This is a genomic window from Wenzhouxiangella sp. AB-CW3 (assembly GCF_014725735.1).
GTDB lineage: Bacteria > Pseudomonadota > Gammaproteobacteria > Xanthomonadales > Wenzhouxiangellaceae > Wenzhouxiangella.
In genome coordinates this window covers 380157-404029 of record NZ_CP061368.1, presented here as the reverse complement: position 1 = coordinate 404029, position 23873 = coordinate 380157, and the positions used below count along the sequence as shown (strand labels likewise).

The 23873-nt window shown below is 60.0% G+C and carries 20 protein-coding genes, 1 tRNA gene and 1 pseudogene; 6 read left to right on the top strand and 16 right to left on the bottom strand.

Annotation, left to right across the window (positions count from 1 at the left end):
* The first annotated feature begins 17 nt into the window (after positions 1 to 17).
* Genes IC757_RS01710 through IC757_RS01700 form a run of 3 tightly spaced genes read left to right on the top strand, consistent with a single transcriptional unit; the run spans position 18 to position 4789 of the window.
* Positions 18 to 692, top strand: coding sequence for an SPOR domain-containing protein (locus IC757_RS01710; protein ID WP_411913474.1), 675 nt, complete (start codon positions 18 to 20; stop codon positions 690 to 692).
* Positions 689 to 1582 carry a 4-hydroxybenzoate octaprenyltransferase gene (gene ubiA, locus IC757_RS01705; RefSeq protein WP_190975681.1) on the top strand — a complete coding sequence of 298 codons (894 nt, stop codon included), beginning with the start codon at positions 689 to 691 and terminating at the stop codon, positions 1580 to 1582. Before IC757_RS01710 ends, ubiA begins: the two co-directional genes overlap by 4 nt.
* Positions 1583 to 1642: 60 nt before the next feature.
* The gene (locus tag IC757_RS01700; RefSeq protein WP_190975680.1) at positions 1643 to 4789 is read left to right on the top strand and encodes a hypothetical protein; all 3147 of its coding nucleotides are present in this window, start codon (positions 1643 to 1645) and stop codon (positions 4787 to 4789) included.
* Here the strand turns inward: IC757_RS01700 and IC757_RS01695 are convergent.
* Complete coding sequence (locus IC757_RS01695) at positions 4786 to 5505, bottom strand: ComF family protein (RefSeq protein ID WP_190975679.1); 720 nt, start codon at positions 5503 to 5505, stop codon at positions 4786 to 4788. The genes IC757_RS01700 and IC757_RS01695 overlap by 4 nt on opposite strands.
* A gap of 48 nt (positions 5506 to 5553) precedes the next feature.
* Here IC757_RS01695 and IC757_RS01690 point away from each other — a divergent pair, with 48 nt between their 5' ends.
* From IC757_RS01690 to IC757_RS01680, 3 genes are all read left to right on the top strand, one after another.
* On the top strand, positions 5554 to 6414 hold the full coding sequence (locus tag IC757_RS01690; protein WP_190975678.1) for a methyltransferase domain-containing protein: 861 nt from the start codon (positions 5554 to 5556) through the stop codon (positions 6412 to 6414).
* 68 nt (positions 6415 to 6482) lie between these two features.
* Positions 6483 to 6806 carry a DUF3144 domain-containing protein gene (locus tag IC757_RS01685; RefSeq protein ID WP_190975677.1) on the top strand — a complete coding sequence of 108 codons (324 nt, stop codon included), beginning with the start codon at positions 6483 to 6485 and terminating at the stop codon, positions 6804 to 6806.
* A gap of 8 nt (positions 6807 to 6814) precedes the next feature.
* A tRNA-Ile gene (locus IC757_RS01680) sits at positions 6815 to 6891 on the top strand.
* A 163-nt stretch (positions 6892 to 7054) separates the two neighbouring features.
* Here the strand turns inward: IC757_RS01680 and IC757_RS01675 are convergent.
* The 15 genes and pseudogenes from IC757_RS01675 to pyp all read right to left on the bottom strand — a co-directional run bounded on the left by IC757_RS01675 (position 7055) and on the right by pyp (position 23718).
* Positions 7055 to 8104, bottom strand: coding sequence for a hypothetical protein (locus IC757_RS01675; RefSeq protein WP_190975676.1), 1050 nt, complete (start codon positions 8102 to 8104; stop codon positions 7055 to 7057).
* A gap of 48 nt (positions 8105 to 8152) precedes the next feature.
* Positions 8153 to 8893: an IS21-like element helper ATPase IstB gene (istB, locus tag IC757_RS01670; RefSeq protein ID WP_190974040.1), complete on the bottom strand. Its 741-nt coding sequence runs from the start codon at positions 8891 to 8893 to the stop codon at positions 8153 to 8155.
* Positions 8880 to 10404 (bottom strand): annotated as a pseudogene (gene istA / locus IC757_RS01665) (IS21 family transposase). Before istA ends, istB begins: the two are co-directional and overlap by 14 nt.
* A gap of 474 nt (positions 10405 to 10878) precedes the next feature.
* Positions 10879 to 13281 (bottom strand): EcoAI/FtnUII family type I restriction enzme subunit R, encoded by a 2403-nt coding sequence (gene hsdR / locus IC757_RS01660; RefSeq protein WP_190975675.1) that lies wholly within the window; start codon positions 13279 to 13281, stop codon positions 10879 to 10881.
* Complete coding sequence (locus IC757_RS01655; RefSeq protein WP_190975674.1) at positions 13281 to 14192, bottom strand: nucleotidyl transferase AbiEii/AbiGii toxin family protein; 912 nt, start codon at positions 14190 to 14192, stop codon at positions 13281 to 13283. Before IC757_RS01655 ends, hsdR begins: the two co-directional genes overlap by 1 nt.
* Entirely contained in the window at positions 14189 to 14809 is a 621-nt protein-coding gene (locus IC757_RS01650) for a type IV toxin-antitoxin system AbiEi family antitoxin domain-containing protein (protein ID WP_190975673.1), read from the bottom strand. Before IC757_RS01650 ends, IC757_RS01655 begins: the two co-directional genes overlap by 4 nt.
* Before the next feature lie 77 nt (positions 14810 to 14886).
* Positions 14887 to 15768 carry a restriction endonuclease subunit S gene (locus tag IC757_RS01645; RefSeq protein ID WP_223846210.1) on the bottom strand — a complete coding sequence of 294 codons (882 nt, stop codon included), beginning with the start codon at positions 15766 to 15768 and terminating at the stop codon, positions 14887 to 14889.
* Between the two features lie 64 nt (positions 15769 to 15832).
* Entirely contained in the window at positions 15833 to 17002 is a 1170-nt protein-coding gene (locus IC757_RS01640; RefSeq protein ID WP_190974041.1) for an IS4 family transposase, read from the bottom strand.
* A gap of 125 nt (positions 17003 to 17127) precedes the next feature.
* Positions 17128 to 17394, bottom strand: coding sequence for a restriction endonuclease subunit S (locus IC757_RS16955; RefSeq protein ID WP_190975672.1), 267 nt, complete (start codon positions 17392 to 17394; stop codon positions 17128 to 17130).
* On the bottom strand, positions 17391 to 18872 hold the full coding sequence (locus tag IC757_RS01630; RefSeq protein ID WP_190975671.1) for an N-6 DNA methylase: 1482 nt from the start codon (positions 18870 to 18872) through the stop codon (positions 17391 to 17393). Before IC757_RS01630 ends, IC757_RS16955 begins: the two co-directional genes overlap by 4 nt.
* A gap of 31 nt (positions 18873 to 18903) precedes the next feature.
* Positions 18904 to 19905 carry a restriction endonuclease gene (locus IC757_RS01625; protein ID WP_223846209.1) on the bottom strand — a complete coding sequence of 334 codons (1002 nt, stop codon included), beginning with the start codon at positions 19903 to 19905 and terminating at the stop codon, positions 18904 to 18906.
* 236 nt (positions 19906 to 20141) lie between these two features.
* The gene (locus IC757_RS01620; protein WP_223846208.1) at positions 20142 to 20453 is read right to left on the bottom strand and encodes a DUF2835 domain-containing protein; all 312 of its coding nucleotides are present in this window, start codon (positions 20451 to 20453) and stop codon (positions 20142 to 20144) included.
* Positions 20425 to 22002 (bottom strand): histidine ammonia-lyase, encoded by a 1578-nt coding sequence (gene hutH / locus IC757_RS01615; protein ID WP_190975670.1) that lies wholly within the window; start codon positions 22000 to 22002, stop codon positions 20425 to 20427. Before hutH ends, IC757_RS01620 begins: the two co-directional genes overlap by 29 nt.
* Positions 21999 to 23186: an AMP-binding protein gene (locus IC757_RS01610; RefSeq protein WP_190975669.1), complete on the bottom strand. Its 1188-nt coding sequence runs from the start codon at positions 23184 to 23186 to the stop codon at positions 21999 to 22001. The genes hutH and IC757_RS01610 overlap by 4 nt, the downstream gene beginning before the upstream one ends.
* A gap of 154 nt (positions 23187 to 23340) precedes the next feature.
* Positions 23341 to 23718 (bottom strand): photoactive yellow protein, encoded by a 378-nt coding sequence (pyp, locus tag IC757_RS01605; protein ID WP_190975668.1) that lies wholly within the window; start codon positions 23716 to 23718, stop codon positions 23341 to 23343.
* Positions 23719 to 23873 lie beyond the last annotated feature (155 nt).

Here is a 23873-nt window from a genome sequence, read left to right as displayed (position 1 = left end):
AGAACACAACACTCGTGATGCCCTGGCGCTGGATGGCGCTGGGCCTGCTGCTGCTCAACATCGCGGCGGGCTTCGGCTTTCTACTGTCCGACCCCGTGGTCGAGACGGATGCGCCCGACATGCCGCCCCTTGCCGCCGATGTCAATCAGCCCCCCCTGGTGTCGGAAGTCAGCCAGTTTGAGCCCGATGCCAGTCAGGCACCAGCCTGCTACAGCATCGGCCCCCTGCCCACGCTACTGGCCCAGCAGCGTGGCGAAGACCGGCTGCGTGCCTTTGTTTCAGACTTGCGATTGCGCCAGACCACGGCCGACCATGATCGCGGCTGGTGGGTTTATCTGTCGACCAGCAGCCGCTCCGAAGCGCTGCAGCTGACCCGAGAACTGGCCGAAGCGGACGTCGAGGACTACTACGTGGTCGCCGGCGGCGAAATGGAGAATGCCGTGTCTGTCGGGCTTTTCCAGAGCATCGAGAATGCACGTCGCCGCCAGGCCAGAATGCAGGAGCTGGGCTTCAATGCTCAGATGGAAGTGCGCCGGGAACGCATTCCACAGTTCTGGATCGACTACCGGGTCACCCCCGGGGACGAACCGCCCTGGCGCTTCATCCTGCGAGCCTCGCCCGGTGCCCAGCGCATGTCCATCCCCTGCTTTACCACCTCCGGGGATAACGCCACACGGGAACCATCGGCATGAGCCTGGAGTTCCGCCTGAGAGCGCGCATTTTCGCCAGCCCCGCCGGGCCCTGGCTGCGACTGATGCGGTTCGACCGGCCGATTGGCATTGCCCTGCTGCTGTGGCCAACCTGGTGGGGACTGTGGTTTGCCGCCGGCGGCGTGCCCAGCTTCCGGAACCTGGTCATTTTCACCCTCGGCGTGATCGTGATGCGCGCGGCCGGCTGCGTGATCAACGACTTTGCCGACCGCCGGCTTGACCCCCACGTCAGCCGCACCCGTGACCGGCCCATTCCGGCTGGCGAGATCACGCCGCGACAAGCGTTGCTGCTGTTCTTCGGGCTGCTGGCCATTGCCCTGGTCCTGGTGCTGCTGACCAACCGCCTGACCGTACTGATGGCCTTCTTCGGCGCCCTGCTGGCCGCCACCTACCCCTTTTTCAAACGCTTCACCCATTTTCCCCAGCTGGTACTGGGCGCCGCGTTCAGCTGGGCGATTCCCATGGCCTTTGCCGCCGAAGCCGGCACCGTGCCCGATCTGGCCTGGTGGCTGTTCGCAGTCAACTTCCTGTGGACGGTGATCTACGACACCCAGTACGCCATGGCCGACCGCGATGACGACCTGAAGGTGGGCGTGAAGTCCACGGCGATAGCCTTCGGTCGCGCCGATGTACCCATCCTGGGGGCGCTCATGGGCATCGTCACCGCCCTGCTGGTCATCATCGGACTGCATTTCATTCCGCACCCAGCCTGGTTCACCGCCGTGGCCATCACCTTCATGCTTTTCCAGATCCAGCTCTGGCGCATCCGTGATCGCGACCCGGCGGTATGCTTTCGCACCTTCCTGAGCAATCACTGGATCGGCCTGGTGATCTTCATCGGGGCGGCGCTTGGGGGCCATGCGGTCCAATAGGCAACGCTCAGGGGGTTACCATTAGCCCCCACAAGGCAAATCGCACTGGGAGATACCGTGATGTCGAGACATCGCAACGCACAGTGTCGCCGATTTGCCATTGGCTTGGCGCTGCTGGCACTGACCAGCGCGCATTGGGGGGCGGTCAGTGCCGGCGACAGCACGATTCATTCCGGGCACAGCGCCCTCTGGCATCAACCCGATCATGACGGCGAAGGTTGGGTACTCGAGATGGTCGAGCCCGACCGGGCGGTCCTGTACTGGTTTACCTACGACGACAACGGCGATCAACGCTGGCTGATTGGTGACGGTTTCGTCGAGACGGTTGATCACGGCCAGCAACTCCGCTTCCCCGAGCTGCGCACGACCTCAGGGGGTCGCTTCGGCCCGGGATTCGATCCCGACGAGGTCAGTGACCCGGTCGTCGGCGATGCCGTCATGCAGTTCGAGGACTGCGAGGTCGGCTCCATCCGCTATCGCGCCTTCGGCCATGAAGAAGAGCTCACCATTGCGCGCTTGACCCAGACCATGGGATCGGCGTGCGACGAGTCCGACCTGCCCATTCGCAGCGAAGCCGGACTGAGCGGGTCGTGGTTCGATCCCGACCATGCCGGAGAGGGCTTCATACTGCACTGGCTCGACCGCGACGAGGCGCTGATGCTCTGGTTCACCTATGCCCCCGACGGCGATCAGGCCTGGATGATGGGTACGGGCCTGGCAACGAACGGAGCAGTGGTATTCGATGATGTCCATCAGCCCATGGGCGGTCGATTCGGACAGGAACGCGACTCCTCCGAAGTATCCCGACCCGAGTGGGGCGAGCTCGTGTTCGAGCTCGAATGCAACAGCGGCCTGGTAAGCTACCAGTCCGACCTTCCCGGATACGGCGCTGGCGAACAGCAACTGGTTCGACTGAGTCAGCTCGAAGACATCGAGTGCCCGTTTCCCGTGACCGCCCATGCCCGACTCGATCAGGCCCAGTGGGACGATCAATTCGGCGTGGCCGGCATCGGCGGCAAGACCATTTTCAATCCGGCCGTCCTGGATTTCGAAGCACTGGACGATGATCGCCTGCTGGCCGTTGGAGACTTTGCCTGGCACGGCAATCAACGGCGAGAAGGAGCCATGGTGCTTGAATCCGACGGCTGGCAGGCGCCGGAAGGGCTGCCCGACCTGGAAATCACCGAAAGCATTACGGCTGCCGCATCGCACCCTGAACACGGCCTGGCGCTTGCCGTTCAGGAAAGCCTGCTGATGGAAGGCGAGGCCCATGGCGGACGAGTCATCCTGCAGAATGCCGACGGGGCGGTCCATACCATCTTTCTCTATGACGGGCTGATCCGGGAACTCGTGTGGTTCGAGGACCAACTTTGGCTGGGCGGGTATTTTGCTCCCAGCGACGAGGTCCCGATGCCTGCCGCGGCGACTTCGAATTCGCACATCACCAACCTGGCGGTCTGGAACGGGCAGGACACTGAACCGGCGCCTGACGGATCGCCCGATGGACCCGTCTATGCAATCAAGCGCGATCTTGACCAGCTCATCATCGGCGGGGACTTTTCCGCCATCGGCGATCAGCCGGCCAACCGCAGCGCAATGTGGGACGGGCAGGAGTGGGTGTCGATGGACTTGCCAGGCTCCGGTCGAATCCTGTCGGTCACAAGCGATAACGGCACACTGTATGCCAGCGGATACCGGCTGTCCGACGCCGAGGATGCTGTCGCACGTCACACCGGCGAGGGCTGGGAAAGCATCGGCAGCGGCTTTTACCTGGGGGACGTCGCTGGCGTGGTCAGCGACGTGCGCAAGTTCAACGGTTCGCTCTACGCGATCGGCTGCTTTGACCACCTCAATGCTCCCGCCAGCGACGGCGGCACTTCGGCACCGAACGGAATAGCCCGCTGGAATGGGGGTCGCTGGGAAGATCCGCAACCTGCACCCGACTTCGTGGGCACGGTGTACTGGACTTCGCTGGCTTGCGGCGGCGAGCCATCCCCACTGGTCGCCTGGGTGCTTCGCATGCAGCAGCTGGTCAAGCACCAGGGCCAGCTTTATGCCGGCGGTGCATTCGGAGGGCTCAGCGGAGTCGCCTCCCATGGCCTGATCGCATTCGATGGCGAGAAATTCAGGGCCCAGGGAGAAGCCGGACTGGGAACCTCGGGCCCGGTGACCAGCCTGGCGACCCGTGCCGACGGCGCCGGCGTCTATGCATATGGCCCGACGCATTTTGGCGGACAGCAAGCCCGGTCAGGCGTCGCACGACTGGTCGACAACACCTGGGAGCCCGTGGAACACCGGCTGCCGGAACCCGAAGACGGCTACTGGCTGGAATGCGGCGCTCCCGGTCAAGGCCTGGTCATGGATGGCCAGGACACCCTGTATCTTGGATGCACCATGCAGGCCGAAAGCCAGCCCGATGGCTGGAGCGCTCGACTGTTCCGACTGGGGCCGGATGGCTGGGAAGAGGTGCCGGGCACCGAGTCACTGCCCGGAATCAGCGCCATCACCGCCGATTCGGCCGGCACGATCTGGATTGCCGGCGGCGAACAAGTGGACCTGGATTCCGGCACCGGCTATATCGCACGAGTCATCGACGGCCAGGTCGAAGTTTTCGAGGACCATTTCGACGGCATGGTCTCGCGTCTGGACGTGGCCGCCGGAGCGGGCGCTTCATCGCTGGTGGCCGCCGGATCGTTTCAGTCCGTCGACGGCCTGACTGCCCGGCATGTCGCCTACTTCAACGGTGATCAATGGCAGGCCCTGGGCTCGGGCGTCAGCGACGTACCGAACGTCCTGCACTACGATGGAAACCGCATCCATGTCAGTGTTGCCTCTTCCGGACAGGGCGATGACCCCGATCGCCTGGTACTGGGGTACTGGGACGGCGAGGAATGGATCGAGCTGGCCACGGAAGAACGTGGATTCCCGGCCGTCGCCGCAGACACCGCGGCGCAGTTCTTCCATATCATCGGGGCCGGCGACCGCCTGTTTCTGGCCGGCAATGTTCATCCGGCCGATGATCAGGGGTCTCACCTGTTCGTGTACGAAGACGGCCGCTTCGAGCCCCTCGCCGGCGGCCTGACTGCGCTCATTGATGCCATGGCCCTGACCCCGGATGCCCTGCTCCTCGGGGGGCAGATCTACCAGGTCGATCCCGATGGCGAAGCGGCATCGTCGATCGGCATGGCACGCTTGCTGTGGCACTAGGCTCGCGCCACGACCCAGACGTCGATGCGGCTGACCCCGGCGCGCTTCAATACGCGGGCGCATTCGTCCAGGGTCGAACCCGTGGTCATCACGTCGTCGACCAGGGCAACGTGCCGTGCCGGCAGCCCTCGACGCAGGTGGAATGCGCCGCGCACATTGCCCGTACGCTTGTCCGCCGGCAACTCCGACTGGGCGGCCGTGGCGCGACGCCTCCCCAACAGCGCACGCCAGGGCAACCCCCCGAAATGACGCGAGAGGTCGGCGCACAACAACTCGGACTGATTGAAACCGCGCATCAGGCGTCGGCGCCAGTGCAAGGGAACCGGCACCATCAGATCCGGGCGGGGTGCTGCCTGCGCCGCCAGGCGGCGTGCCAGAAGCCCGGCCAGCACCCGACCGGCGGCCAGATCATGGCGAAACTTGTATCGCTGCACCAACCGCTCAATGCCGCCGCGGTAGGCAAAGCCGGCGAATGCCTGATCGAATGCCGGCAAATGCCGGATGCATCGCCCGCACAGGTCCACGCTCCGAACCAGCTCCAGGGCACAACGCCGGCACGATGCGCCCGGGACCGGCAAGTCCTGCTCGCAGTCCGCGCAGCAATCCAGTCCCGGTCGAGCCGACAACCCGCATACCACGCAGACCGGAGGCAGCACCAGGTACCCCAACCCCCGGGCAGCATGCCCCAATCCCGAAATCGAACCCCTTGGCACCATCAGCCCACTCCACCCGAATCACCTCGTACAGATTATCATCGGCCATGAATGAACGACGATCACCGCCATATCCGCCGGCACTTCGATGAGGTTGCAGGGCAGTACGACCGGCATGCCGCCGTCGCAGCCGAAACCGCCGCTCGCCTGATCGAACGGCTCGACGGTCTCCGCTTCAATCCTGCCAGGATTCTCGACCTGGGCTGTGGTACCGGCCAGGCTGCACGGCAGCTTCACCGTCGCTATCCCGATGCCCCCGTTCTGGCCATCGATGCATCGCGGGGCATGCTCAATCGCGCACGCCGGCAGCGCGGGCGCTGGCGACGACGCTTCGAGCTGCTGGCAGGCGATGCCGCAGCACTGCCCCTGAGCGACGACAGCATCGACCTGGTCTTCTGCAGCCTGGTGCTGGAATGGTGTCGCGATCCGGAGAAGGTACTCAGCGAACTGCGCCGCATCCTGCGCCCGGGAGGCCTGATGCTGATCGCCACCACCGGCCCCGACACGCATCGCGAACTGAAAGCGCTGATGACCAATAATCCTCAGGCCCTGGCCGGCAGCCATGTCATACACGCCATGCGGCTGGGTGACCTGCTGGTGCGCACCGGGTTCCAGGAACCGGTTGTTGACAGCGACTGGCTGACCACTACCCACATCAGCCGACAGGGCCTCATCAACGACCTGCACCATAGCGGCACCCGCCTGGTTTCCGGCACCGCCGCCGATCATCTGGACCAGGCATTCCCGGCCGACGGAAAAAACAGCGACGGCTTCGCACTGACCTGGGAAATCGTCTATGCATCGGCCTGGGCACCGGCCAGCGGCCAGCCCATTCGCCACGAAAAGACCGAAGTGGCCAGCGTACCGATCGCCGACATTCCAATCCGCCGGCGCGGAAAAGATCAGGGCTGACACCTGCAGCGAGCATGGTATTCTAGGGGGCTGAGACCCGAAACCGGAAGCTAAAGGCAAAGCCCATCATGTCAGAACAGCAGAAGCAGCTCGACGCCCACAACCAGGCAACCAGTGAATTCATCGAAGTGGCCAACAAGATGGTCAACGAACGCGGCTTCGACGCCAAACTGGTTTCCGCCGCCCTGATGGCCGCATCCGGCGTCTACGCCACCTTCATTGCCGCCGGCAATCAGGGTTTTCTTGCACCCGGCGGCGTCGACAAGGTCGCCACCATGTACAAGAACAACCTGAGCTACATCCAGAAGCGCAAAAAAGAAGAACTGGAAGCCCAGGGCCTCACACCCAAGCCAATGGCCGAAGCCCAGTCCCCCGACGAAGACAAGTCCTGAACCCCCACGGGCCCTTAGCTCAGCTGGTTAGAGCAGCCGACTCATAATCGGTAGGTCGTTGGTTCAAGTCCAACAGGGCCCACCACCTCTCCGTACACATCGAACGGTTTGTGGTTGGGGAAGCATAAATTGGCCGTTTTGGCCAGTTTATGGTCACCAGGGAAGCATAAAGTGGCCACCCCAACCACAGATTCCGAGCTCCGACCGTTCCGCCCGCCCCGAGTACCGGGGCGGGCTCATTCGTGAGACTAATCGAACCAATTCGGGGCGAACTCATCTGCGAATGGGGCATCCCCCCATTCCGGGCCCATTCCTGGGAAATCACTGGGCGGTTCGGGACCATCATATAGCCACTGGTCTGGCGGCGGTCCTCCTGCCCCAATCGCGAAATGTCGTCCACAGGGCGTTCTGCGCCATGCATACCATCGCCTCCCATCCTCGAAAACATGCATGGTAATTCCGGACGGTTTGGAAAGGCCGTGCATGGAAAAATCATCTCCAAGCCTTGCAAGCAGATCTGCCTTGTACCCCTGCGGCTCTCGCGAGTACCAGCCCGAATGGCAGGTGTAGAGCCAATTAAGTGCAGCAACCGTCTCCCGGAACTCCCGCTTGTCCAATGGACGACCTTCCCCGTCCACTTCCTCGGAACCGGCGAACCGAATGAGATTCTCTTGATACTCATTCTCCCGGCGAGTTTCCGAGAGTTTCTCGCTGACAATTTCCCGGCCCGCTCTGTAGGCTTGCCAGACTGACTTGGCTCTTGCAAGATGCACGATTCCTCCTTTCTCCGCCTCACGGATCCACTTGAGACGGATACCAAAGGCCAAAATCATTCCCAGACGAGACTTCCATGCGCCGCTCGATTCGTCCTGACTTTGGCTCACCCGCAGAAAAGCCATCTGGTATCCGCTGATCACTGCAAGAGCATAGATAAGGGGGAGGACCCACAAAGTCAGAAGAATCGGCCAGACGATCTGAAGGGCATGGAACCGAATATCAGCTTGCGCTGGAGCCATAAGAAGTTCGCGAATCGAGTAAACAATCAGAAAAGCTGCAAAAAGAATAAAAATCGTGCCAATAGTGGTCTTGACCATTCGAGAGTCATCATTTCGCTCTGAGACCACCAGCAAGACGGTAAGGATCACCAAGACGGGCTGCAAGATGAGCTCAACCCAGAAGGAGAACGTGGCTAGATTGACGAAGTACTCGACCAGAATCGTAATGCCGATCACACCTCCAACTATTTCTCCGAAAAAGCCACTCTTCGAAGCATCCGGAAACTTGGTGTCAATGGCCATCTATTTTGACCCACTTTTGGCCATTTATTTTGACCCACCGTGTGTCGTCTAGCTCGTGGTTTTCTGTTTCAAGCGATAGCTCTCTCCTCCCAGCATGAAGATGTGTGAGTGGTGGATGACGCGGTCAATGATCGGTACCGCCACGGCGTCATCGTGGAAGAAGGCTCCCCAGTTGCTGAAGTCCTTGTTGGTGGTCAGGATGATTGAGCGGTACTCATACAGGCTATTGATCAGCTGGAACAGGTTGTAGCGGGCTTGCCGGGTCATGGGCAGGTAGCCCAGCTCATCGATCACCAGCACATCGTACTTACCCAACTGTCTCAGCCGTTTTTTCAGTTCACCTTTCATCTCGGCCAGCTCCAGGTCTTCGACCAGCGCCAGTGCCGTGCGGAACAGCACCTTGTAGCCGGCTTCAATGGCCTTCAGAGCAATGCCGATGGCCAAGTGCGTTTTGCCCACCCCGGGCGGACCGATGAACACCAGGTTTTGGCGCTCATCGATGAAGCCGAAGTCCAGCAGGGCGCTGACCTGACGCTTGGTGATGGTGGTCTGGTGGCGGTAGTCGAACGCTTCTAGCGGCTTGTGCGCCGGCAGCTGTGCCTGTTTCAGGTGCCGGTCGATGCGGCGGCGGGTGCGCTCGGCCAGCTCGTGCTCGGCGATCTGCCGGGCAAGCTCCAGATAGGACAGCTCGTTGGCTTCGGCTTGGGCCAGCAGCTCACCCAGGTGCCCGGCGGTGGCGCTCAGGCGCAGGCTGCGGTACTGGGACTGGGTCTGTTCAAGCCGACTCATGGGTCACCTCCTGGCCACTGGAGCGGCCAACCTGAGCATAGGCTTGCAGGGCCGAGACAGGCATTCGGTCCTCAGGATCAGGCGTTGTGTTGGTATCGGGGGCTCGCCCGCGGTCTCGAGCTTGCTGCCACGCCTCCAGGTAGCGTTGCACGGTGCTGGCGGTCAACCGGGGCTGCTGAGTCAGTGTCTGCAGCAGTTCGGCGTCGACGGGTCCATGCCGGTTGAGCAGATCACGCAGGCCTGCCAGTTGGTCCTTGTAGATCCTCGGCGAGGTCACCTTGAGCAGGTGGCACAGCGTCTCGCCCTGACCGTCGGGCAGCTGTTGGCAGATGGCCGCTTCCAGATCCGCGATGCGCTGGGCCGGATCCCGGTAGTGGTGGTTGTTCTTGATCGTGCGGCCTTTCTCCAGACACAGCACGTGCTCAGCAATGTGCTCGCCGCTCTCCAGGTCATGGATATGCAGGTGCCCCTCCTGTTCAGAGACACCCACCTGGGCCCGCTGCCAGCGCAGGGGCACTGAGTACTTGTTGGCTTTCCACGAGATCAGCCCGGTTTTGTCGGCCCGGCGGGTCTCGTGGTCAGGGCGAGCCTGAAGCAGGCTTTGCGCCACAATGTAGGGACGCAGGTGTGCGCGCTCGTCGGCCTCGAAGTGGGCCCGCGGCTGGCGACCGGTGGCGCCGTGCTTGCGAACATTGGCCACGGCCTCCAACCAGCCTTGCAGGTGCTGGCACAGCGCCGTCTCGCTCTCGAAGCACTCCCCGTAAAGGGCGTCCTGCTTGACGTACTTGACCCCGGCCTCCACCTTGCCCTTGCTCTCGGGATCATAGCCCTCGCAGGCATGGATCCGGTAACCGGCAGTCGTGGCGTACTGGTGAAAGCGTTGATTGAGCGTCAGCTCTCGGTACCGCTCGTGGATCACCACGAGCTTGGTCTGATCGTATACACACTCCTCAGGCACACCACCAAAGTAGCGGAAGGCTTCGTCGTGAAGCTGGATGAACGCCTCGGTGTCCAGAGGCTGGAATCGCACCCCACGTACATCAGCCGTGAACAGGCCAGAACGAAGACCACGAAGTAGACCACCCGCTCCACCCTGCGATCATCACTCCGCGCAGCTCGCCGGGGTCAACCTGGCACTGAACGCCGGGTACGGCGTCAACCACCGGCTCGTAATAACGAGTCTGGCCGTTGGCGATTTGCTCCTTGAGTGCTCGCACGTAGCGGCGCAGGCTACGCTCAGAGGCTGGCAACTCGCCCACTTTCTCACGCAGTCGCCGAGCCAGCTTGATGGCGCTCAGCCGGGGATACGTCTTGAGCTGGTGGATGAGGAAATCTCGATACTCGTCCAGACGCTTGCTACGCGAGGGATCCTCCTGGGCCTGGCTGATCGCCATCTCGTTCAGTCTCAGGTACTTGCGAACCGTGTTACGGGCAATGCCCAGTTCCCGGCTGATCGCCCGGACCGATAGGCCCCGCCCCTGATCGTGTAATGCTTTGATTTTGTGAATCACAACCCACTCCTTCAATGATCTGTCCCGGCTTATTTGTCTGGCACGGGACGCTACAGTGTTTTGTGGCCAAAGCCACCCGGGGTGGGTCAAAATTGTTGGCCAATAGTGGGTCAGTTTAGTTGGCCATTAACACTTGGAAACCAGGACAATTCCTGCCGTAAAGACCCAGACAAAGGTGAGTTTCCCCAAGGCATTCTCCCAATAGCCAAGGACATTTGATGTCCAAATGAATCCGGCAATCCATGTCAAGTAGACCAACCAGATTGGAAGCACTTTTGGCCCGAGCGCGATTCTCAGCGCCTGAGCAATCTTTCTTCGGGCGCTGCTTATCTGGAGGCAGGCAATCGCCGCTACCACCACCCAGAAAAGCCCAGCCCACTCCCGACTACTCAGCTGAAAGCCATACTCATTCAACAGCGATGTGGCTTGACTAAAGGTAGACTCGATCAATGCGGCCCGACTCCAAAGGCACGTTTAGTACAGCTTTCGCTGAAAATCGACAAACACGTCTCGGATGCCCGCGACACTTCCAAGTTCCCGGACAGCGTCGCAGACGCTGTGGTACTTCAGGTCGATCAAGTGGGGCAGCTTGTCGGGGTCGAGCTCGGTGACGCCTCTCTCGACATAGTGATCCAGCACGAATTCAAGAAATTCCTTCTGGGGGTAGTCGATGCCGTCGAAGATCAGCGGACGGTGCGATTCGACGCGCTCGGCGCGGCTGATGGGTGGGCGGGCCCAGGCTATGTAAGCCAGCACGTCGAACAGGTCGCTGTTGGGGGCGTCGATCATTCTGGCGATCTCGCGCAGTTGCTCGATGCCGTATCCCTTTTCCTCCAGCCCTTCAAGTAGCGCCTTGCGGGTTTTCGGACGGCTCCAGAGCTCGCGCAGTTCGTCTTCGTTGCGGAACAGCGTCGGAAGTTCGCCGAACAGGCGTTCAACGAACTGCACGGCCGACATTGGCTTGCCTTCCGGGCTCCAGTAGCTGGTCGCGCTCATGTGTTGGATGGTTCTTTCCTTGCCATCCGCCAGCTTGATCCTCAGCTTTCTTCGCTTTAGGCAGATGCAGGGGCGCTGCCCGCATTCCGGGCAGGGTTCCGGTGCTTCCTTCTCGCACACGCAGGGTCTTTCGGCGCAAACCGGACAGGGTTTCGGCGGGTCGACGACGCAGGTACAGGGCTGGTTGTTGCATATCGAGCAGCGTTCCGGCTCGATCGGCTCGCCGTCCCACTCCGGGTCGTTGAAGTGCTCGTAGGCCTTCACGAAGTCGTAAATGGTGAAGTAATCCTTGCCGTCGTACAAGCGGGTGCCGCGGCCGATGATCTGCTTGAACTCGATCATCGAGTTGACCGGCCGCATCAGCACGATATTGCGTACATTGCGGGCATCCACGCCGGTCGAGAGCTTCTGCGAGGTGGTCAGGATGGTGGGAATGGTCTTCTCGTTGTCCTGGAATGTCCGCAGAAATCGTTCGCCCTCGGCGCCGTCGTTGGCGGTCACACGCACGCAGTAGTTCGGGTCGGATATCGGCTTGATCTGGTTGATCAGGTCGCGCACGGCCAGCGCATGCTCTTGCGTGGCGCAGAATACTAGCGTCTTCTCACGCGGATCGATCTTCTCCATAAACAATTTGATGCGATGGGCCTCGCGCGCCCTGATCTCGATGACGCGATTGAAATCGTCCTCGCGGTAGCGCCTACCGGTCTCGACCTCACCCTCGAGGATCTCGTCATCGTCGGTGTAGACGTACTCATCCAGGGTGGTAGCGATCTGCTGGACCTTGAACGGGGTGAGATAACCGTCGTTGATTCCGTCCTTGAGCGAGTAGGCGTAGACCGGCTCGCCGAAGTAAGCGTAGGTATCGGCGTTGTGTGTTCGCTTTGGCGTGGCGGTCAGGCCGAGCTGCACGGCCGGCGCGAAATACTCGAGGATGCCGCGCCAGTTGCTTTCGTCGTTGGCGCCGCCGCGGTGACACTCGTCGATCACGATGAAATCGAAAAAATCGGGCGGATAGTCGCCAAAATTCGGCGCCGGTCGGCTTTCTTCATCGGTTCCGGTCATGAAGGTCTGGAAGATGGTGAAGAAAACGCTGCCGTTCTTGGGTACGCGGCCCCGCTGGCGGATGATTTGCGGGTCGATGCGCACCAGCGCGTCTTCGGGAAAGGCGGAGAAATCGTTGAAGGCCTGATTGGCCAGGATATTTCTGTCGGCCAGAAACAGGATGCGAGGCCGTCGGGCAGGTTCGCCGGTCTCGCGCGCCGCTAGTGACCAGCGGGCATGAAACAGCTTCCAGGCGACCTGGAAGGCGATCGCGGTCTTGCCAGTGCCTGTGGCCAGGGTCAGGAGAATGCGGTCATTGCCATCGGCAATTGCCTCCAGGGCGCGGTTGATCGCATTGTGCTGGTAATAGCGCGGCTGCCAGGCCCCGCCCTTGTCCTCGAAGGGCTCGGCACCGAACCGCTCGCGCCACGGGTCAGGCTCCTTGAAAGTTTCTCCCCAAAGCGCATCCGGCGCCGGCCAGTCATCAACCGGGCCTTCCGCGCCGGTTTCCATGTCGACCCGGTAGATTTCCAGGCCATTGGTGGAATAGGCAAAACGTGCCTGTAACCGCTCGGCATAGCGCTTGGCCTGGGCCAGACCCTCGGTGGGCTGCAGATCCTGCTTCTTGGCCTCGATCACCGCCAGTTTCTGGCCGTGGTAGAACAGCACGTAGTCGGCGATATCCTGCTTGCCGCGCCGACCGGCGCCAATCAGCCGCCCCGGTGCGATCACCTCGCGCCCCACCCGGCTGCCGTCGACCACACCCCACCCGGCTTCGCGCAAGGCGGGGTCGATCAGCTCGGCCCGGGTTTCGGCTTCATTGAGTCTCGCTCGATTCACTACCCCCTGTCCCTCCTGTTCCAGGGTCCGCCGGCTGGCCAGTGCAGGGCTGTCGCCTCATCAGCGTCGACGGCCAATACGGTGCCGATGAAGTCTTTCAACTCCGCTAGCACATTAGCAAAATCTGGCTCGGCGGGCACCTCATCGCCCAGGCGCCGAAGAAACCCGCGCCATTGACCCTGCTTCTCTTGGGCAAAATCATCCTCGAAGAGCGGTGCCCTCGGGACCTGCGTATCACGCCGCTCGAATGTCGCAGTTATTGCTCGCAAAAGCGGTGCCGCTTCGAAGTTGAATTGCCGAGACAGCAGCCAGATATCGTAGAAATCCTTCATGCGGCTGTTGATAGCCCCCAGCGCCACCATGGCCTGGAACTTCTCCGCGATCGTGGATTCACGGCTATAGCACAGCAGCTCCGGAGCAGGCTGGCCCAGAAGCACTGGATAGCTTTGCCGCTGCGGTTCGGGCACCACTGCATCGCCAAAACCGATATCCACCTGCACTCTGGCCCGAGCCCGATCCAGTTCGGCCCAGCCGCGGATGCGCACACCCTCGTACTCGGCATCTTCGGTAATGACTTCGGCCTCCAGCGAGTCGCCATGAAAAGTCAGCCCGTCGTCCACTTCAAGGTCGGCATCCATGATTTCCCTAACTTGTCCCAGGAGCACGTCCAGGTCGTTGTCCGTCCGGCCGAGCATATCGATATCCATCGTGGGTCGCGCCTCCGGTGATTCCCACACCTGGAGCATCAGAGCACCTTTGAGCACGAAGCGATCTGCATGGGCCGACTGGCTCAATCGGTACAGAAAACGTTCCATCACATAGAACTGGAGCACCTCCTGAAACGGACGCCCCTGGTCACGAGCGAGATTCAGCAGGCGCTGCCGAACCGATGCGGCAATATTGGCCGTCAACCTGGCGCCTCCAGGTATGGGCGCATGATCTTCTCGACCCGGCAGATGCGGGCATACTTCAGGAGCAGGCCGTACGCCGGACTCCGGCGCTTTCGGTAGAGATCGAGCGCCTCGAGTACGACATCCATGCCCAGGCTGTTGCGAAAGGCAAAACAGTCGGCCAGGGTTTTCTCCGGGTCGTAGACCTTCAGTTCGATGCCGTCGATTGGGTGCCGCTCGATCCCACTGGTGAACCGACCTCCGGAGAAACGGTAGCCGCGCACCGGCGGGTAATCCTGGCGCGGCAGACGGGCATTGCGCTCGACGGCCAGGTCGATGCGGCGGGGAATCTGGGTGGTCAGGTCATGCCAGGCCAGCGCAGACACCAGGCAGAGCACGGCCCGGGGAAAGCGCGTGGCCACCGCGACCAGATCCGGGTCGGCGACCGGCGGCAGTTCGGTCAGGCGATACAGGCCGCGGCTGACCGGCTCGATCACGCCCTCGTCGCGCAGTTTGTAGAACTGGTAACGATTGAGTCCGAGTGCCAGCGCTTCGCTCAGGCGCAGTTGGCCGCCGTGGGCTCGAAACAGCGCCACGGGATCGTCGAAGCCATCAGTGCGTGAACGTTGAGCGGCCATCGCGAACCAGACAAACCGTCACCATTTGTCAATATCTGGTGACAGTTTGTCTGAATTCTTCCGGCTGGTCAAATCACTCAGACGGCCGCCGATTCGATCTCGTGCTCGGCGTGATCCGCGGTCAGTTCGCCAGAGAAGGCTTTTTGGAGGAGGGATTGCTTGAGTTCTTCAAGCGCCTTCAGCTTACTATCAATCATGTTTAGAGCTTGCTGCGAACTTTCCTGAAGCATTTCAAGTTCGGCCACATCACGCTTTTGAACATCCATGGGCGGCATAGCTCCCAGCTGCAGAGCACGAATATCACGCAGGTTAATATGCTGCACGGTTGCGCCCGTTGACTTCTCCATGAGTCTGCGCTGCACATCGGGATGGAGCAACAAATATGCCAAATACTTCGGCTTGACCATGTTTCTCTTAGGGCGGATGAGCACGGTTCTTTGCCCCAAACAGACCTTCTGATCTGCAGGGATGACACCGACGTTTCCAGCAGGCGCCTCACGAGCAAGAATCAAGTCACCACCCTCAGGCTTGGCACGCCTGGTCCACTGGTTATAAACCTCCTCCGAGACTCGTTTTACACCATCAAGCAGCAGAATTCCCTTGCCAATGTTCGGAGTGCGTATTGAAGGAAAACCCGTTTCTTGAGTTGGGGCAGTTTTGTGCTCACAATCGACAATCAGCTCCGTCACATCACTCAAGGTCTGAATTTCATCCGCTGATGCAATACTGGCTAATCGGCGATTCAGGCAGCTATCAAATAGCTTATCAGCCCAGGCTTTGGCCTTCTGGGTATTGGCGATGGCCGTTTCAATGCCCGCGAAGGCCTCGTCGAGAATGGTGACGATGCGTTTTTGTTCCTCCACCGGCGGTATCCAGCGCTCAATCGCGTAAACGTTGTTGCGATTGATCCCTGGCTTGACTCCAGTAGCAAGCCTGGGGAGATCAAGATGAACCAGCAAGTAGTATAGGAACTTCAAATCATACTGGCTTTCGTCGAAGGTTACAAAGTCACTAGTGTCCGGTTTAAAAGCCGAATAGATTCAATTGGTTACCGTCTTTGATCTGATCCAGATCGCTTCGGTCGATCGTAACCGCCTGTTTCAACTGTGTTTTTTCAAATACAGTTATGGAGATAATCTGTAGCATTGCGTGCAGCGAAATATCGAGGTCCAAACGCTTTTTGATGATGGCGATCAGCACATAGGTCGACACAGCAATCCAAATTTGTGTCTTGACTGCGTTCTCCGATCGGCCGAAGAAGCACTTGATACGGAGATTTTGCTTGATCCACTTGAAGAACAGCTCGACCTGCCACCGGCTTTTGTACAACGCGCAGATCGTAAGAGCCGGGAGTTGGAACTGATTGGTGAGAAATACCAGGGTCTTTCCGGTTTCCGGGTCCTTGAAGCGAATGCGTCTCAAGTGTTGAGGATAGTACTTGCTTGGACGCTGGCCGCAGAGCGCAATAGTTTGGTCGCAGATCAGCCCAGCTTGCCGATCTGTAGCAGCAGAATAGACCCGCCGGAAGTCCAGGTTTGATTTGGCCCGGATTACAAAGAAGGCGCCGGCCTGGGCCAGATTGAATAGTCGAGCATAGTCCAGGTAGGCCCGATCCATCACGTAAAACGAACCTGCCTCCGGAATCAGCAAGTCTAGAACATTGACGTCGTGCAGCTTGCCGTCGGAGATATGAATGAAGCTGGGAATCGATCCGCGCAGATCCAGCAGGGTATGAAGTTTGACTGCCGCTTTTGCCGTGCGAAATGGTGCCCATGGGAACATCGACAGACATAGGTCGATGGTGGTTGAGTCGAGTGCGTAAACCGTATCGGGAAGACCCGAGCTTATGGATTCGTCGACATAGAGGCTTCTCGCTTGTGCAATCAGATGCTGGGCATAGTCGCCGTAAATTCTCCAATCTCGCGACTCGTTTGCATCGGCAAGAGTTGCTCGACGAATCGGCTGGCGAAAGCCCATGTGGTAAAGCTTTGCAGACTGAACCTGGAGACAGGCTTCGATGTCCCGCAGGCTCTCGCGGTAGGTCAGCTGGGCAAAGGCCATACAGCGGAACTGTTCGGCGCAGCTCAGAGTTCGCACTCGCCGGTTGCCGTCGTATCGGTCGACGGTGCGGTGGAAAGTCTTCCAGGGAAGGAAATCCATAATCTGAGCAAAAAGCGTCTTGCCGATGTTCATTTGCCACTCCGGAGGGCACGGTATCGGCTTGGTTATACACCGCGAACTCCGCGTTCAAATCGGGGACACCTTTTTCCGCTTGTAATGTGCTGTAAAACATGCGATTTTCGGGATTCAGAGCACTTTTAACCGGACACTAGTGTTACAAAGTAAGTAACATCAAGGGGCCAAAAGCCACCATCAACAAGGTTTACTGCACCGGCAGTTCCTTTACGTCCAACGATGATGCTGCTCTTTGCGTGGAATGGGACATCGGTAAAACACTTGACCCCATTTGCACCAAAGACCGGATACTTACCTTGATTTTTACGCTTTTCCTTCGGTAGTGGCTTTCCGTACTCAAGCTTTAGCACATCTCCTAGAGTCTTAATCTGGCCCTGACCGTTAGTCACAACATCCCCCTGATCCCTTCCAGAATCTCCCGGCTCTGGACATCCAGTGCTTCGATTTCGTCGATGATTTCCTGCGGGTCGCGCAACGGGGCTTCTTCGGCCTTGTTGGGATTCTTGACCGACAGGTCCCACGTCTCGGTGTCGACCTGGTCGAAGGGCACGGTCCAGGACTGTTCGGAATCGGCAAAGGTTTTCTGCTTTTCGACGAAATCTTCCAGGTCGTCGTCGTTGAGCGGATTGGTCTTGCCCAAGCTGCGACCGGGATCGAGCTGGTAGTACCAGGTCTTTTGGGTTGGTGCGCCCTTCTCGAAGAACAGCACTACGGTCTTCACGCCCGCGCCCAGGAAGGTGCCGCCGGGGCAGTCGAGCACGGTGTGCAGGTTGCAGTTTTCCAGCAGTTCCTGGCGCAGGGCACGCGAGGCGTTGTCGGAATTGGACAGGAAGGTGTTTTTGATCACGATGGCGGCCCGCCCGCCGGCCTTCAAGTGCTTGATGAAGTGCTGCAGGAACAGAAACGCCGTCTCGCCGGTGCGGATTGGGAAATTCTGCTGGATCTCCTTGCGCTCCTTGCCGCCGAAAGGCGGATTGGCCAGGATGATGTCATAGCGATCCTTCTCCTGAACATCATCGAGATTCTCGGTCAGGGAATTGGTGTGGACGATGTTGGGCGCCTCGATGCCGTGCAGGATCATGTTCATGATGCCGATCACGTAGGGCAGGCTCTTCTTTTCCTTGCCGTGAAAGGTTCGCCGCTGCAGGGTATCGAGATCTTCGGTGGACAGTTTCGGTGGATTCTCGGCATCCGGTCCGTCAGGACCGTAACGCAGGTAATCGTAGGCCTCGCAAAGGAAGCCGGCCGATCCGACCGCGGCGTCGTAAATGCGCTCGCCGATCTCCGGTTGGATCACCCGGATCATGGCGCGAATCAGCGGACGCGGGGTGTAATACTCGCCACCGTTTCGCCCGGCATTGCCCATGTTGCGAATCTTGGCCTCGTACAGGTGCGAGAGCTCGTGCTTTTCCTTCTGCGAGCCAAAGCTGAGCGTGTCGACCAGTTCCAGCGCGTCGCGCAGGCTGTAGCCGCTGGTGAACTTGTTGCGGATTTCCGAAAAGATCTCGCCGATCTTGTACTCGATGGTATCGGTCTCGGCGGTGCGCTCGCGAAAGCCCTGCAGATAGGGAAACAGCTTGCCGTTGACGAATTCGATCAGATCGTCACCAGTGAGCGCTATGTCATGATCAAACTCGCTGTCTTCGTTCTTGGGCGCCGCCCAGCTTGACCAGCGATAAGGCGCTTCCAGCAGAAAGTCGTAAGACTTCCCACGCAGCTCAGCCTCCATGGATCGCTCTTTCTCCAGATCAGCCAGATACTTGAGAAACAGCATCCACGATGTCTGCTCGGTGTAGTCCAGTTCGGTGGCGCAACCGGCTTCCTGCCGAAGCACATTGTCGAGATTGCGAAACGTCTGTTCGAACACGGTTGTCGTGAATTCCTTTTTCTGCGGGACTTCAAACCGGCCAGAACAGCCGGGTCAGCGGGATCAGCGTACGGGTTTCCTGATCGGCGTTGTCGTAATTCTCGATGAGCGCCTGAACCAGGTCATCCAGATCCCACAGCATCAGCGGGATATTCGCACGATCGGCCTCGTAGCGGGCATCCTTTGTGAACCCGCCGGTAGAAACGAAAAGCCCCTTGTCGCTGGCGTGACGCCCCCCGACCAGGTTGCGGATATCCTTGCTGCCGATGGCCGTGCCGGACCGATGCTTCACCTCCACGATGATGCGCGGCGATTCGAAACCGAAACCGTCGGGTGAGGCCAGGATATCGACGCCCAGATCCGAGCCCTCGCGGGAAACCCGGGTCTTGTAGCCCATGGACCGGAGCACCCCGGCGACCAGGTGTTCCATCTGTCGATGCCCCAGGCGGTTGATCCGGTCCTTGATGATCTCCAGCGCCCGGCTCCGGTAGCCCTCGAGCAGTGCATCCTCGTCCTCGTCCTCGGCACTCTCCGCGCCTTCGTGTCCTGATGCTGGTGCCGGCTGACCTGACAAGGCCCCCAGAATCTCCTCGGCCACGTCATCCGGAATCCGAAAAAGAGTCAGCGTCGACCCGAGGGAATTGCGGGCACGGGCCGACAACACATCGCGATCGACCTCTCCCTTCCACTCTACGGAACGAAAATGCTGGAACTCAGCGACGATGCCGGGCTCGTGCTGGTAGTCGCTGGAAATTTCTCCAACGTGGTAGACGCGACGGCTTGAATCGTACGTGATCACCTTGTCTCCGGGCTGGATTTCGTCCCGGAAACGAATCCACTGGCTCGCCGCAGCCTGAAGCTTACCCGGCTTGAAGTCGGGGCGGAGCTGTTCCAGGGCGTCCAGAATGCCCTGCTTGTCCGAAAAACACGCCAGATCACCTATCGGAGAGGCACCCAACGCCACCACCCCCTTCTCCACGAACTCATCGGCCAATCGGCCACCTGAAGCCGAGCGCACCATCCAGAGCGTCATGATTTTTCCTAAGCTGATTATTCGGGGCAAAGCTTACCGCAGAACTCGGATCGGGCCCAATGCTCCCCGGTAGCCAGGGCCGTTCTTGATTCTGGGATCAGTCATCTCTTTGCGAATGGCTGAGACTCCTTGGGAGCGTTTTGGTAGACAGCGAGCGACGGCGAATTAATTCCGGGCAGATGCGCATTCGTTCAGTATTTCGACGAAGGCCTGCCAACAATGCAGGTTTTGCAGGGTCACCACGATGACTTCAGTCGACGAAACCCGACCAGCCGGTGATTGTCGTCGGTCTCCAGGCAGAAGGTGCCGTGGATGCCGGTGTGGGTGATGTGGTTGCGCAGGGCCATGGCCGGGAAGCGCAGGCGTCGGCCCTGGCGGTCGACAGCGAATACGGTGGCCGCCCTGCCCTGGTAGTAACTCAGGTAGGTTTCGGCACTGATGTCCAGGTCGAGGATGTAGCGCGGCATGGTGCCATCTTGCAACGAGTCTTCATCAATGACCAGTGAAGCATAGGCGTTCTTATCGGTCGAGATTACTAATGCGGTCAATCGGCTGACCGGCGGCATCATGCAGCGCCTGCCCGACCCTCTCGATGTCGCCGTAAAGTGGGCGATCCGTGGAAATGGCAGGCGAGTAGTCCCGCACCCAGTCGCGCAATGCCACAGTGGCTGGAGCGAAACCATCCGAGCCGACAAGATCAACCCCCTGGGCCATGGTGATGGCCGCGATGGACTGCAGCTCCCGGGTCTGGGTCAGCACCTCGGCAGTCTTGCGTGCGGCAATCGTGCCCATGGTGACCACGTCCTGGTTGTTGGCATTGGTGGGCACCGACTGGATGGAGGCCGGATGGGCCAGACTCCTCAGCTCGGCAACGATGGCAGAGGCCGTGACCTGCGCGCCCATCAGGCCGCTGTGCAGGCCGGTGCTCAGGCCCTGCAGGAAAGCAGGTAGTTCACCATTCTGATTTTCATCAGTCAGTCGAGCGACCATACGCTCGGAATGCACGGCTGTCTTGATGACTGCGTTGGTCAGGCTGTCGGCGGCAAAGGCGACATGTTGACCGTAGAAATTTCCGCCATGCAGCACGGCATCGGCTTCCGGATCGAACACAGGGTTGTCCGTGACCGAGTTGATCTCCCGATCAACGGTACTGTTGTGGAATTCGATGACATCCAGAACCGCCCCGAAGAGTTGGGGTGCACAACGGATGGTGTAGGGATCCTGCAGCAGTGACCGGCTGTCGTGGACGGGACTGGATTGCTCGACCGCGGACCGGAGATACCTCGGCTGACCAGGGATGAGACGCTGGCTGCCCGCAGCAAGCTTCAGCAGGCGTTCATGGGCTTCCTGCTGCCCCGAATGGGGACGCATGACGCCGAACGCAGGGTCCCAGGCCTCGAGCTGTCCCTGCAGGCACTCGGCATAGGCCACGGTGCAGCGAAGCGCAAGGTCAACACTACGCAGGGCAGCCTGTCCGTTCAATGCCGCGATCCCCGTCATGGCAGCCGTGCCGTTGACCAGCCCCAACGCATCCTTTGCTTCCGGCTTGAGCGGCTGCCAGCCCCGCTCGGTAATGGCCGATGCCGCCGGGCGGCGTTGTCCGTTGTCACAGACCTCGGCTTCGCCCATCAGGGCCAGGGCGATATGGGCCAGCGGCGTCAGGTCGCCGCTGGCCCCCACGGTCCCCCTGGCCGGAACGATCGGAACGATGTCTGCATTCAACCATGCAGCCAGCATCTCCAGGGTTTCGGGTCGGACGGCGGAGTAACCCTGGGCCAGGGTGTTCAGGCGCACTGCCATGATCGCCCGCACCGCGCGGCGCTCGAGCGGCGGGCCGGTGCCGCTGGCCAGGTGATAGATCAGGTTGCGTTGCAGTTCTCCCGATCGCGAAGGGTCGATATGACGCCCCGCCAGCGGGCCGTAGCCCGTGGTGACGCCGTAGATCAGTCGGCGCTGATCGATCAATTCGTCGAGACGATGTCGTTGTTGTCCCGCTGCAATTAGAATGCGCCGACCGATCTGAACCCGAGCGCCCTGGGCAATCTGTTCGATGTGGTTTGTCGAAAGAGGGGCACCGTCTACCCGAACGAGACTCAAGACGACAGGCTCCAGCCGCGTGTTTTGCCCGTAGCCGTGGCCGGCAATTCTCCGGCAAAAGTCCAGCGCATCGGGCGTTCGGCACTGTTGAGCTTCTCCTGTGCCCAGCGATGCAACACAGACTCCGCGTCGGTGGCACTGGCATTGGATACCAGAATGATCGAAGCAGTCAGGCGAGGCTCATCCCGGGTTGTGTCCAACTCCACACTACAACGTTCAACCAGGGGATGAGCAGTGATGCGGGCAGCCACATGTTCCGGACGCACATTCCTGCCGGCCACCTGAACCACCGTGTCCTTTCTGCCCATGGGCCGGAATTGACCATCGTTCTCGAACGCCAGCTCATCTTCGGGTTCAATCTCGATCAGTCGGCCATCCTTGCAGCAACGATGCAGCCTGCTTCCGGACCAGCTCCAGTAGTCAAACAGGGTATAAGGCTGTTCCGCATCGAATCGGTATCCAACGCCTGCAGTCTCCGTCGCACCGTATATGGCCAGCATGCGATCAAGGCCCAGACTCTTCATGTCTTGCACCAGCTCGGAAGGACAGGGCGAGGTCGATGTGACTGCCGAAACACCAGAAGGAATTTCCCGCCGCAAGCGTTTGATCTGGCGCCAGCGAAGAGGGAAACCAATCAGCCAGTCACCGGACTCGAGATGCCGGGGAGGAAGACCGGACAAGCACCCGTCCCGGTTGACCGGCAGTCCCAGATGCATTGGTAAAAGCACGGTGAACAGGAAACCGTAGATATGATGGGCGGGCACCAGGGAGACCATTCGTCGGACGCCGAGCACGAGATGAGTTAACTCCACTACTTCCTGCTCAAGATCGACCAGCCGATGGGACACTGTCTTGGCGTTGCCGGTCGTGCCAGAGGTGCGGAACGACACCATCCCGGTATCCCGAATGCCGTCGACGGCCAGCTCTGCCCACTCGGCTATGGATCGATAGCGAAGCAGGTAGTCGCCAGCCCCCGTTTCCTGCAGCCCGAACAACTCGGCGCAGCTCGTGGCCAACGAGACCATCTCGATGGAGTCAACGGGAAGCTCATCGCTACCGATGACGGTGGCTCCATTCCAACTGCCGGATGAAAGGTCAAGCCGACCGACACCTCGCATATCGGCCAGTTCATCCGTGATCAGACTGGCGATCACCGGGCGAAGCAGATGGGCATCAAGTTCCAAGTATCACCCCTTATGACAGGCAGTTGAAGCAATCACTGGCAGCAGTTCTGCTCTCTGAGTTCAGCGCCAATGATCTCCCAAAAGGCAGCGACCATGACTATTGAGACCAGCGTTGCTGGTTATTAATGCGGTCACGGCTTGACTGCATAGAACATCAGACTCGCTTGACGAACACCCAGTAGCTGTCACCTGACAGGCTGGTCTTCATGTGGACCTTGACCTTGGTCGGCTGCATTTCGTAATCGAAGACATACTCGAACATGGAGTTCAGGTTGCCATCCTTGACACCGTCTTCAAACCTGCCGCGAAACTCTCTGGAGTCCGTACATGGCGCTACATCCCTGAAGAAGTTCTTGCCGATCACGGCTTTTGGATCACGCCCGGTGATGTCTCCCTCGGCAGCGTTGTACTGAAGAATCGTTCCGGCGGCGTCCAACTGAATGGCACCGAAAGCGAGATCGTCGAGTTCACTGTCTTTCATCTTGGCCAGTGTGTTCTCGATATTGTCATTACCGAACTTGATGATTTCCATTCTTACCTCCTCAATGGCTGCGCCAACTCTTCAGGTCAGCAGAATTCAGGACGTCGAGGCGTCCCAATCGAGGCGGCAGTCTATCTACATGAAAGCTATCGAATGTGAAGGCGCAGATCACCTGGGGCCAAACGGAAAGGCACATCACAGTTTGC

What these genes read in the sequence shown, in the direction of transcription:
- istB (WP_190974040.1), bottom strand. Translation starts at nt 8,893, where the DNA reads ATGAGTCGGCTTGAACAGACCCAGTCCCAGTACCGCAGCCTGCGCCTG.
- IC757_RS01675 (WP_190975676.1), bottom strand. Translation starts at nt 8,104, where the DNA reads ATGGCCATTGACACCAAGTTTCCGGATGCTTCGAAGAGTGGCTTTTTC.
- IC757_RS01640 (WP_190974041.1), bottom strand. Translation starts at nt 17,002, where the DNA reads ATGAACATCGGCAAGACGCTTTTTGCTCAGATTATGGATTTCCTTCCC.
- IC757_RS01685 (WP_190975677.1), top strand. Translation starts at nt 6,483, where the DNA reads ATGTCAGAACAGCAGAAGCAGCTCGACGCCCACAACCAGGCAACCAGT.
- ubiA (WP_190975681.1), top strand. Translation starts at nt 689, where the DNA reads ATGAGCCTGGAGTTCCGCCTGAGAGCGCGCATTTTCGCCAGCCCCGCC.
- IC757_RS01625 (WP_223846209.1), bottom strand. Translation starts at nt 19,905, where the DNA reads ATGACGCTCTGGATGGTGCGCTCGGCTTCAGGTGGCCGATTGGCCGAT.
- IC757_RS01710 (WP_411913474.1), top strand. Translation starts at nt 18, where the DNA reads ATGCCCTGGCGCTGGATGGCGCTGGGCCTGCTGCTGCTCAACATCGCG.
- pyp (WP_190975668.1), bottom strand. Translation starts at nt 23,718, where the DNA reads ATGGAAATCATCAAGTTCGGTAATGACAATATCGAGAACACACTGGCC.
- IC757_RS01650 (WP_190975673.1), bottom strand. Translation starts at nt 14,809, where the DNA reads ATGGCCGCTCAACGTTCACGCACTGATGGCTTCGACGATCCCGTGGCG.
- IC757_RS01700 (WP_190975680.1), top strand. Translation starts at nt 1,643, where the DNA reads ATGTCGAGACATCGCAACGCACAGTGTCGCCGATTTGCCATTGGCTTG.
- IC757_RS01690 (WP_190975678.1), top strand. Translation starts at nt 5,554, where the DNA reads ATGAACGACGATCACCGCCATATCCGCCGGCACTTCGATGAGGTTGCA.
- IC757_RS01695 (WP_190975679.1), bottom strand. Translation starts at nt 5,505, where the DNA reads ATGGTGCCAAGGGGTTCGATTTCGGGATTGGGGCATGCTGCCCGGGGG.